Origin of the sequence: Alcanivorax sp. (genome assembly GCF_040118815.1) — a bacterium.
Classification (GTDB): domain Bacteria; phylum Pseudomonadota; class Gammaproteobacteria; order Pseudomonadales; family Alcanivoracaceae; genus Alcanivorax.
Genome location: NZ_JBEDTC010000015.1, coordinates 159,519 through 170,109, shown reverse-complemented (window position 1 = coordinate 170,109; position 10,591 = coordinate 159,519). Strand labels below are relative to the sequence as shown.

Here is a 10,591-nt window from a genome sequence, read left to right as displayed (position 1 = left end):
GATCGACCCAAAACCCAAAGCCGCCACACACATAAACGTAGTCCCCATCGCCCGCCCACCATAAAGTGATTATTTTTTACCCAAGGCGACAACTAATCCCTATACTGCATTTTTGTATAAAAAAATTTTACTATTGGGGGTGATATTTATGGAAAAGCACAAACAGTTCATGATAGCCGCAGCTCTACTAAGCGCGAGCAGTTTTAACTATGCCGACACGGTTATTCCCGAGAACTTAATTATTCAGGGCAGTGCATGCGTAGGAACCACCTGCGCAGATGGCATGGATTTTGGCTTTGACACTATTCGCTTGCAAAGCGACTCACCGCAAATCCACTTTGTCGACACTAGCATTTCAGCCGCCTTCCCTAGCACAGACTGGCGCGTAGGCGTTTCAGGTGGCGCCTCAGCACTGCCCGCCTCCTTTTTCATCATGAACGCCACCAGCGAAACCCATGTTCTGCAGATTAGCCCTGATGGTGATGTGGCCCTTGGCGCGGGCGCAACGCCGGTCGCCGGTGCCGTTTCCGTAGGTTCCGCGGGTAACGGTCGACGGGTCACCCATGTAGCGCAGGGCATTGATGACAGCGACGCCGTGACCCTGGGGCAGTTCAACAGCTACATCGCCTCAATCGATACCACCGATATCGATGCGCAGGTTCAGAGCTTGCAAAACCGTATTGATGATCTCTCCGCACGACTCAGCGCTCTGGCTGAAGACCAATAAGGCGGACTGAATCATGAAAAAATACCTTTACCTCATCGGATTACTGCCGATGCTGTCCATGGCGGATCAGGTCTACAACGGTCACCTGATCGTTCAAGGCAACAGCTGTATCGGGACTGACTGCACCGACGGAGAAACCTTTGAAGCCTCCATTCTTAAACTCGCGGAAAACAACCTGCGCATTCATCTGCAAGATAATGGCTCACCAACCCATGAAATAAACCTGAACGGACCGGATTACACCCTTACCGCCATACTCGGCAATAGCTGGACCCTGGCCGGCAATGACAGCACCAATGGCGGCGACAACTATTTCGCTTTTGAACAAGCACAGTCAACCCTCTCAACCCGCCTTAGCGATGGTACTGCCACTGACTACACCTGCTATTACACCGGAACCACGATTCCCATTTCCGGTGAAGCCAGTAAAGACAACATGGACGTCACTATCGTCGGCACCATCCCCGCAGGAGAGCCCTGGGAAGACCAGTGGTGCGCCACCCGAACCGAGTCTCTGACTCGTAACGGGGTGCGTTTCACCCAAGGCAGTAGCGACACTAATGGTGGCGTGACCCTGGGGTTTGATAGCGAAAACTCTAACAACACCGTTAGCGTGGGAAACCCCGGAAAACTGCGACGCCTGGCCAACCTGGCAACGGCACTAGAAGACGTGGACTTGCTCAGCGTGGCTCAAATGGATGCCTATGCCAGCCAAAAATCCGCACTGGACAAGATCAGCGCCAAACTAGATAAAATTGACAAAGCGGTCAGCGCCTTAGAGAACCCTGGCTCAAATGGTGGCAGCCTGCCAGTTGGTTTGCTGCTGACACTGAACCTGCTTTTCCTGAGAAAACTACGCCGCTAAGTGGTTTGATCTGTAAGGGCAGCTAGCGCTGCCCTTTTATTTCGAAAATATATTTATGATTATTCAGCATCGATGCTGAAGAACCACCTCATAACAATAAAGGCCCGTCACACACAGCGGCAGATACTATGACAATAGGACGCCTCGTCCATAGCTCTGGGAATAAAAACCTTGTGTCATGACATCTCCTTGCTGTTCATAAGCACAACCCTTAACGACAGAGCCTAAGATCAAACACCAGCTATTCCATCGACGCAGCGTAAGCGGTCGTCTAATTTATGCGTGTCCTGTTTTTTGCCAGTGCCCTAGCGACATCACCGGCCACATTGGCGCAGCCGGACAGCACCAGCAGAGATAAGCACCCGCTCTGCGCTATCCTATTATTGATAACCCTTCAGACAAACCGTGGCTTTAAATTTTAATTTCATTTATTTGTATTTTCGGCTCTATATTTGTGAAATTAGCAAGATCCTCCATTATCACACCAGCGTTAGGCCCAAAAGACTCTTGAAAGCCCTCAACTGAATTGAACGTCAGATGCCCTATAGCGATAAATCCTGGAGCCTCGTCTGGCGCGCCGCCAGAAACACCATAATCCACGGAAACGCCCTTCAACGCCTCCCCCAACAGTTTTTCAACCAGGGGGAAATGTGTATTACAATAATAGTCGATATCAAAACTCGCATTCTCAGAATTTGGATACATAACACTTACTTTTATCATTTCCTCTCCTCAAACCTCAGCATTTACTAAAAATTTTTTAAATAATCACCGCTTAAAGCAATAACCGCAACCTACTTACGTAGCAAAAACAGCGCTCTAAAATACGGAAAAATTCGTCCAAAGTATTATATCCAAGCGGGTAAAGCGAAGCAGCGCAAAGGGATCGCCTCATTGGTTCGTGTCTCATTGTTTTTTTAAAGACCTACCCCATACCGAAAAAGGGGCGCAAAGCGCCCCTTATCTCTATTGTTCATTGCACTTACTTTCAACGTGCTTTTTGAAATTCCTCAGGATGCCTAACCAGCCCTGCTTTTGCTGCTCGGCGGAATTTTCGTCCTCAGCGACAAATTCTTCAATAACTTTAACGCCATCTTCTATTTCCATGAAGGCAACCTCAACTTCACGATCATCCCCAAGTCTGTAACGAATCAACTTGAATGGCGCTATTTCAGTAAACTCCCCTTCAAAATCGAAGCCAACGGAACCATCCTTGGCTTCCATCCGATAACTAAATTTACCGCCAACCTGAAAGTCCAGCTCTGCGTTAGGGCAACACCACTCATCAACAGCAAAATTCCATTGAACAATATCCTCTTCCCCTACCCAGGCAGCCCAAACCAGGCCCAAGGGCGCCTTCACTTCCATTTCTATAACAATCTTCATGCTAACTCCCCATCGAGATTATTCATTCATCAAAAGAGGCCGGCGGTTATGCCTCAGTAACTTATCGAATAGAGAGAAAGGAAATAGACAACACTGTGTATTATTTTCGATGGGGAGGAAGCAACGCCCCCATCAAGCGCCGCCGAAGGTGGTCGCTTGGATGGGCTTGTTAAACGTCTTTTTCGGTATAGTTGGATATTAGTTTTTCACGCTCGTAGCTTAAAAATTCTGGCTTTTCATGTATTTTTTTATTGATGATTTCTTTTATTACCAAATCTTGATTGAGATCTTTGTCTATATATTTCTCTATTTTGTCTATTGCTGATCTTGGGACGCCATACTCGGCAAGGATTGTAAGATTTCCTCGAACAAAGTCACTTTCGATTGAACTTGCATAGAATGTATAATTGCCAGGTCTTAAACCCAATTCACTACACACAAACCTTTGAAGTTCATTTACAACAAGTAACCATTTTGGAATTTTATATTGGAACCAGTGGCGTAAAATCTGAAAGCTATCTCGTATTGATTCATCAAGTATTTCTTTATCACTCCAGCTATCATAGCGTTCAAGTTTTTTCTTATAAACAAAATTATTCTTTACTAGTTCAATGATGCTTTTATTGATCCCATAGTCAAAAGTAACCTTAACAATTTTTTTCTTTGTCATTGGGTTAACATTTTCACCTGGCTTTATAAGGTAATCCCAAGCAAGTCCTAAGCAATATTCAAGTTGTCTATACCTTGGGGTAGAATCCCAACATATCAGCTCATAGTGTTCTCTTATGTCTTGCCTAATCTTGGATATTAGCGAATCTTGGCCTCGAATGTAGAGAGAATTCTTAGAAAAAATTTCCTTTTCATTTTCTGGAATTTTTGACAAATATTGATATTGCTCACTTTCCTTATCTAGAATATTCTCATTGTTGATATTTATAAGCACTTCATCTGAAATAGGATTTTGCTCGAAAAAAGGAATATCAATATATACTTGATCATGTTTGGGTGTTGGATTAAAATTAAATATTCTACCAACATAATGCTCCATTAACCGTCCCGCTCTACCTTTGATATTTGAGTAATCAAAAAAGTCAATTGGAGTATTTCGTCCTTTTTTGTGGTCAAAAAATACTACATTTTTTGCAGTTGTGTTGACACCTTCGATTATTGTTGCTGTACAAAACAGAGTCTTCAGTATCCCGCTATTGAAATAATCGATAATTGATGATGTTAAGTGTTTCTGTAATGCACCATCGTGAACTCCAATTCTATATTTTAAACAATCAACAAGAGTCCAGTCTTCAGAGACATAGGTTTCTATCCAGTCTATGAGTGACAGATCACGATTTTTAGGAGATTCGTTTTTTTCGATCAAGTATTTTAAAAATTCAGCTGATAAATATCTGGCTCTAGCTGGGGAAGAGCAATAGATTATAGTATTCTGTTCTTTGAGGTCATAAAGCAAGTCAAATAATATTTTTTCCTTATATTTTTTCTTTTCTCCTTGCGCGCCGAATTTACCTTTATGCTCTTGATATATATCTATTTCATCGCATCCAACTAGGCTATAACTTGTTTTATAAAAAATAGCATTGTATTTTTCTGCAAATCCTTTAGATATTCCCTGTATGTTAGGGCCCAACAGATAAAACTTAGGATTGAATTTTTCTAAAATATATCTGAATGCATTATTCAAAGAGTCTGATCTTTCATCATCTCTCTTTGAACTTAATTTATAAAACTCGTCAATAATAAGAAAATCAATATCTGGCAAATTTTGGTATTCGTTAACCCTCTCTGAGGTTAAAAGGAATAAATTACTTTTCTCAGTAGATGCTTCTTGTGAAGTTCGAACTATTATTTTGTAGTTCTCTTCATATTTCGAAAGTTTCTTCCTAGTCTCGTCTAATAGCGCTAATGTTGGTTGTATTACAACAATACTATTATATTTATATGATGCAACAATCTCTTCAATGAGCAGACTTTTTCCGAAGCTTGTAGGAGCACTTACAATTACGTTCTTATCTGAATTCAATAAGTCGAGGACATATTTTTGCTCTTCGTGAAAATACTTGTCTTGTATGTTTGAGGATAAACTAGCTACTTGTCTGATTCTCGAACTGGTCGACGAAAGATTTAAGCTTTCTTTTTTAAGGTATGGGTAGAAGCCAATAGACTCTACCAAGTCAGCTAACATTTCATCCAGTGATTTTGAGAACTTTTCCCTTGAGTTTAAAATGTGAATTAAAAGGTTAATGCCTTCTTCTTCATCTTGAATCAAAGTCGCTGCACAATGACGATAGACATCAAATGTTTCTGAATTATTGAATTCAGCTACTGTTTGAATTTTCTCTAGTATTTCAGTCATTTTTACTCTCCAACAGATTGTAAGAGAGAGAGTTTGTGGTGCAGTTTTTTCACAAGTGTTTTCTTACACTGAACAGGAAGAAGTATTACTATTATTCGTAATTTTGACTTTAGCGGATGCTTGTTTCTGTCATCAAAATGTTTTTGTAATTCTCTGATTTTATTCTCATACTCATCAATAAAGCTAGGATCGTTCTCATCATCATACTTTGAAAACAAGTCGCAACTATATGTGCATAACAATGGAATATAGATTTCGTTTAATTTGTCTTTAAGCTTAGTTGAAGATGAGAATAATTTTATCCAATGTTCAGACTCTGGTATGTTATCAAAGTGCTTTATCTTCTTTGCAATCAGCCCAAACTCTGAATCTAAGTAATCAATTTTAAAATGTTCTTCTATATCCTTTATGAGTTCGCTCAATCCGCGCTTAGGATCAAGGTAGAGCTTGGACTCTCCTAGCCAAAGTGTTTTTGTTTTTGGTTCAATATGTACGCAGTCAAATCCATGAACTGTATGGCCAAGCGAGTCTTTAAAGTATATTTTAGAGAGAAGAGGTACTGTATTGAAGTGATCTCTTAGTATCAAATGAAGAATTAGTTCGCCAAACTCTCCTCTTCTGAGGTATTTGTCATCAAGCTCATCATCAATATGGTCATTATTTTTATAAATATCTCTTACTTTTTGGAATTCATCGATTTTATAAATAGAATTTGCAGCTTCAATAATTTTTTCAAGGGTTTGTGTATTCTCAGTGCTTGTACCCTCATGAAATCCGAATGAAAATTCATGGATTACATTTGTGATTTTAGTTACAAGTTGAGACCACCTGTATTTGCTAGCTCCATCATCATCTAGATCAAAACCAACTAGAAAGCTCTGAAGCTTATCTTCTGATATTTTCGATTCAATTACATTCTTTGAACCGAATGGTCCATTTTTCATATATATTCCATAATTTTGTTGATTGCTGATCTAGAGGTTTGCACAAAGACGTTTAACGCCTGAGCTCAGGGGCGTTTGAGTCGACGGGTGCTTTTGCGGCAGCAAAAGTGCGTGGCGAGTCAAACGTCCACTGCAGCGATTTGTTAGATTTCTTATGGCACATCAAAGATTTTTTGCCAATCCCATGGACCGCCGTTATTAAACTTACCTTCTTCATCAGCGTCCCAAGCACCAATAAAGTCCTCTGTTTGCCCTTCGGTCATTGTTGCTGCCAAATTAAAGGGCCTAGGCATTTTGCGTCTTAAATAGTCGAGACGGTAAGAATCTTCTGAATCATGAAAGGTTAACCCTTCAATTTCAAAGGTCGACAGCTGCGCAACGCACTCCCTATTAACCACGAACATTGAAGGATCGGCATTCTTGGAGAGGGACTGTTCAAGTAGTTCCGTATTGAACTGGGTCAACTCTGACAGAATGGTAAGCAATTCATAAAGATCGTATTCACCGTCCAGAATCGAGTCCCCACTTGCCGGCGCACGATATGAAATCACCTCACGCTGCGCCTTCAACTGCTGCGCGAGCTCCTTCAAGCGTTTCGCTGTAGCTTGATCAAGCTTGGCGAGCCAATCAAAAGCTAAATTAATGGCTCGCGAATGAGAAATCGAGATGAGGTCTCCACCTGACCACTCAACTGTGGGCAGCGTGTAAACAACGGCCCTCATCAAAGACAGCGCCGCGTAGTATTCGTAGTAAGGATTCGCAATTCTGAGTCCCGTTTCAGAACTGTGCTCAAGTGCATTCGTCAGAACAGTGGCATTCAATATCATCTTTGTGCAGAGATACGTACGGCAAACCCATGCTGAATTTGCTTCAACGTCCCAAGCCTTGGTCAAGCCTGAATATTGTGTAAGTACACTTCCCGCAACCCGGGACAGTTTCTTCTCCGAGCAAACATCGAATAGCTCGCGGTACGAATACCACCATTCACGACCTGCGTATTCCACTTCATCTCCCAAGAAATCTAACAGCGTATTCAGTCGAACGATTCGACATATCTTTTTTCGACATAATTCTTTACTAGGTAGCACTCAGATCAATAAAAATATCTAGCATGAACAATGACCTGGAGCATCGTCGAGAATTGATCTCATCTGAAAAAAGTCGAAGCAGCGAGTTATTTCCTGCGCTTCCTTGACCCTCTCCCCTAGTGAAACTCACTTTATATCAACCGCTTATATTTTTATGTAAGCCATATCCTACAAATAAGCCGGGTTTTCTGTTGAGCATGGACTAGTCAGAATTGACTGCACTAAGGTTCGCACCTCAAGTGGTGCTCCTACAGAAAGAGGAGGCATAAAAAAACGCGGCCGATGGCCGCGTTTTTTTATTCGAAAATCTGAAGCGACTTACCGCCCGATAATGTCCCGGGAGATGATTTCCTTCATGATTTCGCTGGTGCCGCCGTAGATGCGCTGGATGCGGGCATCCACGTAATCGCGGGAGATCGGGTATTCCTGCATGTAACCGTACCCACCGAACAGTTGCAGACATTTGTCCGCCACTACGCCTTGCAGTTCGGTGGTGGTGAGCTTGGCGATGGAAGCGTTGGTGGCGGTGAGCTCGCTGCGATCATATTGCTCGATGCACTGTTCACCGTAGGCGCGGTTCACCACGACCTGGGCGTGCAAGTCCGCCAGCACGAAGCGGGTGTTCTGCAGGCTGGAGATCGGCTTGCCGAACGCCATGCGTTCCTTGGTGTATTCGATGGTGCGCTCGATCATGCCTTCACAGGCAGCGATGGCACCCAAGGCCAGAATCAAACGCTCGCGCGGCAGTTCGTTCATCAGGTTGGCAAACCCTTTGCCTTCACCGCCAAGAATCTGGTCGGCGCCCACTTTCACGTTTTCGAAGAACAGCTCGGAGGTGTCCGCTGCGTGGTGACCCATTTTTTCCAGGTTGCGGCCACGGGCAAAGCCGTCCAGGGCGCAGTCCACGGTGAACAGGGTCATGCCTTTGGAGCCGGCATTGGGGTCAGTCTTGGTCGCAAGCACGATCACATCGCAATGCTGGCCGTTGGTGATGAAGGTTTTCTGGCCGCTGATGCTGTAGCCGTCACCGTCTTTGTCGGCGCGGGTTTTCATGCCTTGCAGGTCAGAGCCGGCACCGGGTTCGGTCATGCCGATGGCGCCCACGGCTTCACCGGTGACCATTTTCGGCAACCAGGCTTGTTTCTGCTCTTCATTGCCCAGGTGCAGGATATAAGGAGCAACGATGTCGGAGTGCACGGAAATGTTGGAGGCCAGGGCGCCGAAGCCGGCACGGGAAGCTTCTTCCACGATGATCGCGGACAGGCGGAAGTTAGCACCAAAACCGCCGTACTCTTCCGGCACGTCCACACACAGCAGGCCGTTTTCGCCCATCTTGTTCCACAGTTCGCGGGGGAACATTTCGGCTTTTTCCCACTGGTCGTAGTGAGGAGCGACTTCGTTTTCGAGGAATTTTTTGACGTTATCGCGAAACAGTTCGATTTCGTTTTGATCAAGCATGCTGGCTAGTCCTGTGAGTCTACGAAAGCGGACCACGCAGGGTGGACCGGAATACAATGGCCCACATTCTAGCGGTAAGGGGTGTCGGTCACATCACTGCCGGGTGACTGTCCGGTCCCGACGGGTGGAGGTTCGCGCCCTGGAAGGGCGCGCCTACAGAATCTATTAGGTTTGGGGGAAACGGATGGACTAAAGCGGCTCGATGCGCACATCCGCGTTCAGGGAATTAGCCACGAAGCAGTTGCGGTGGGCGCTGTCGTGGAGTTTTTCCAGGGCCGGGCCGTCCGGCTCTTCGCCGTCGAAAACCACCCTGGGGCGCAGCACGATGCGGGTGATTGCCATTCGGCCTTCCGCATTTTTCTCCACGGTGCCGGCGGGTTGATCGATATAGCTGACGACGGTGAGACCACGCTTGGCGGCGATGGACAGAAAGGTCAGCATGTGACAGCTGGATGTGGCGGCAATGACGGCTTCATCCGGGTTGACCCGGTTGGCGCAGCCGTAGAAATCCGGGGAACCAGACGCCTGTACCACTTCGCCGCCGGCGAAGGTCCACTCGTGGTCCCGGTTGAAGTGTTCGTAGTCGAAGGCGGTGCCCCGCTGCAGATGCCAGGCCACCGTTGCGCCGTATTCACTCATGGTCGAACTCCTTCTCTCACGTGATCACTTTCACCATGATCCCGCATGAGAGGAAAGGCAACCTTGCGGCAGATCAATGTTGGATCAGGTGTCACTCCTGGGCGCCAGAAGGCAACGCTCCACCTGATCCATGACCCGGGTGCTATAGAGCAACGCGCAGTGCCCCAGATAAGGGACATGCACATTTTCTTCGGCGCCATGCAGCACGGCGGAGGACACCGGCAACACGAAGTTGTCCATGTTGGAGAAAATAGAAAAATATCGCGCGCCGCCTGGGCAGGTTTCTTCCGTGGCAAGCTCACGCACGAAGGGGCTCTGGTAGCGAAGCTGGGCAGCGGCCCCCAAGGGCGGGAACAGGCCAGCCACGCGGGATCCATAGTGCGGGCTGCCCAAGGTGATCACCCGGTCCACTTTCCCAGCCAGGCCCAGATTCTTCAGGGCATAGCGGGTTAACGGCCCGCCCATGGAGTGGCAGATCAAATGGGCTTTTTCCGCCCCCGTAGCGGCCAGGATGCGCTCCACATGGTCGACCACTTGTTGAGACAATTTACGGGCATTGATGTGTGGCGGGGTGTAGCTCACCGAATACACATTGGACCAACCCCGCCACTTCAGTCGCCATTGCATAAACAGGAAGTTGGCGCTGTTGCCGCCGTAGCCGTGGACGAGAATCACCGGTGGCTCTCCGTGATGGCGGCTGCGCGCGGGCGAGGTATCGTGAATCAGGCGCAGCGGGTAGCTGGCCACCAGCAGGGTCAACGCTGCTGCCTCTTTGGCGATACCGAGCAGCACGGGCAACAGCCGCAACGGCTGCTCGCCGGGCAACACCGATTGCTCTGGAAAGCTGCGGCGGTCGTAGTACCAGCACAGATAAAACGCCAAGGTGACAGACACCGTGGTGAGCACCAACAGTGCCAGCAAAAAAAGAATCAAACCCATCCCGTGATTACTCCGTTGTTATTATTCGCGACGCTAGGCTAATGCTGGCCCGTATCCAGTGCGGTTGGTATGACTGTAGGACAAGCTAGGAAGAGAATGTCCCCTTCCCCCCACGCCTTGCCCATGCCAGCCATCGCATGGCGATAACGCACGTCGTCCGCCCTTATTTTTCTGCAT

The 10,591-nt window shown here is 46.4% G+C and carries 10 protein-coding genes; 2 read left to right on the top strand and 8 right to left on the bottom strand.

Annotated elements, in window-relative coordinates; genetic code table 11:
- Positions 1-148: 148 nt before the first annotated feature.
- The gene (locus ABNH18_RS09990; protein ID WP_349382674.1) at positions 149-727 is read left to right on the top strand and encodes a hypothetical protein; all 579 of its coding nucleotides are present in this window, start codon (positions 149-151) and stop codon (positions 725-727) included.
- Positions 728-740: 13 nt separating this feature from the next.
- A complete protein-coding gene (locus ABNH18_RS09985; RefSeq protein WP_349382673.1) occupies positions 741-1,592 on the top strand; it encodes a hypothetical protein in 852 nt (283 codons plus the stop codon).
- A 411-nt stretch (positions 1,593-2,003) separates the two neighbouring features.
- Here the strand turns inward: ABNH18_RS09985 and ABNH18_RS09980 are convergent, their stop codons facing one another.
- The 8 genes from ABNH18_RS09980 to ABNH18_RS09945 form a co-directional block, all read right to left on the bottom strand.
- Positions 2,004-2,315 carry an EthD family reductase gene (locus tag ABNH18_RS09980; RefSeq protein ID WP_349382672.1) on the bottom strand — a complete coding sequence of 104 codons (312 nt, stop codon included), beginning with the start codon at positions 2,313-2,315 and terminating at the stop codon, positions 2,004-2,006.
- 243 nt (positions 2,316-2,558) lie between these two features.
- The gene (locus tag ABNH18_RS09975; protein ID WP_349382671.1) at positions 2,559-2,978 is read right to left on the bottom strand and encodes an SRPBCC family protein; all 420 of its coding nucleotides are present in this window, start codon (positions 2,976-2,978) and stop codon (positions 2,559-2,561) included.
- A gap of 169 nt (positions 2,979-3,147) precedes the next feature.
- Entirely contained in the window at positions 3,148-5,346 is a 2,199-nt protein-coding gene (locus ABNH18_RS09970; protein ID WP_349382670.1) for a DEAD/DEAH box helicase, read from the bottom strand.
- A gap of 2 nt (positions 5,347-5,348) precedes the next feature.
- Positions 5,349-6,290: a HamA C-terminal domain-containing protein gene (locus tag ABNH18_RS09965; RefSeq protein ID WP_349382669.1), complete on the bottom strand. Its 942-nt coding sequence runs from the start codon at positions 6,288-6,290 to the stop codon at positions 5,349-5,351.
- A 152-nt stretch (positions 6,291-6,442) separates the two neighbouring features.
- Positions 6,443-7,294 (bottom strand): hypothetical protein, encoded by an 852-nt coding sequence (locus tag ABNH18_RS09960; protein ID WP_349382668.1) that lies wholly within the window; start codon positions 7,292-7,294, stop codon positions 6,443-6,445.
- A gap of 402 nt (positions 7,295-7,696) precedes the next feature.
- Positions 7,697-8,836, bottom strand: coding sequence for an acyl-CoA dehydrogenase family protein (locus tag ABNH18_RS09955; protein ID WP_349382667.1), 1,140 nt, complete (start codon positions 8,834-8,836; stop codon positions 7,697-7,699).
- Positions 8,837-9,025: 189 nt separating this feature from the next.
- Positions 9,026-9,475, bottom strand: coding sequence for an OsmC family protein (locus tag ABNH18_RS09950; protein WP_349382666.1), 450 nt, complete (start codon positions 9,473-9,475; stop codon positions 9,026-9,028).
- Positions 9,476-9,559: 84 nt separating this feature from the next.
- Entirely contained in the window at positions 9,560-10,414 is an 855-nt protein-coding gene (locus tag ABNH18_RS09945) for an esterase/lipase family protein (protein ID WP_349382665.1), read from the bottom strand.
- Between the last annotated feature and the right edge of the window lie 177 nt (positions 10,415-10,591).

Bases quoted from the DNA above. Each gene is read 5' to 3' on its own strand.
- ABNH18_RS09990 (WP_349382674.1), top strand. From the start codon at position 149: ATGGAAAAGCACAAACAGTTCATGATAGCCGCAGCTCTACTAAGCGCG.
- ABNH18_RS09955 (WP_349382667.1), bottom strand. From the start codon at position 8,836: ATGCTTGATCAAAACGAAATCGAACTGTTTCGCGATAACGTCAAAAAA.
- ABNH18_RS09975 (WP_349382671.1), bottom strand. From the start codon at position 2,978: ATGAAGATTGTTATAGAAATGGAAGTGAAGGCGCCCTTGGGCCTGGTT.
- ABNH18_RS09970 (WP_349382670.1), bottom strand. From the start codon at position 5,346: ATGACTGAAATACTAGAGAAAATTCAAACAGTAGCTGAATTCAATAAT.
- ABNH18_RS09950 (WP_349382666.1), bottom strand. From the start codon at position 9,475: ATGAGTGAATACGGCGCAACGGTGGCCTGGCATCTGCAGCGGGGCACC.
- ABNH18_RS09985 (WP_349382673.1), top strand. From the start codon at position 741: ATGAAAAAATACCTTTACCTCATCGGATTACTGCCGATGCTGTCCATG.
- ABNH18_RS09980 (WP_349382672.1), bottom strand. From the start codon at position 2,315: ATGATAAAAGTAAGTGTTATGTATCCAAATTCTGAGAATGCGAGTTTT.
- ABNH18_RS09965 (WP_349382669.1), bottom strand. From the start codon at position 6,290: ATGAAAAATGGACCATTCGGTTCAAAGAATGTAATTGAATCGAAAATA.
- ABNH18_RS09945 (WP_349382665.1), bottom strand. From the start codon at position 10,414: ATGGGTTTGATTCTTTTTTTGCTGGCACTGTTGGTGCTCACCACGGTG.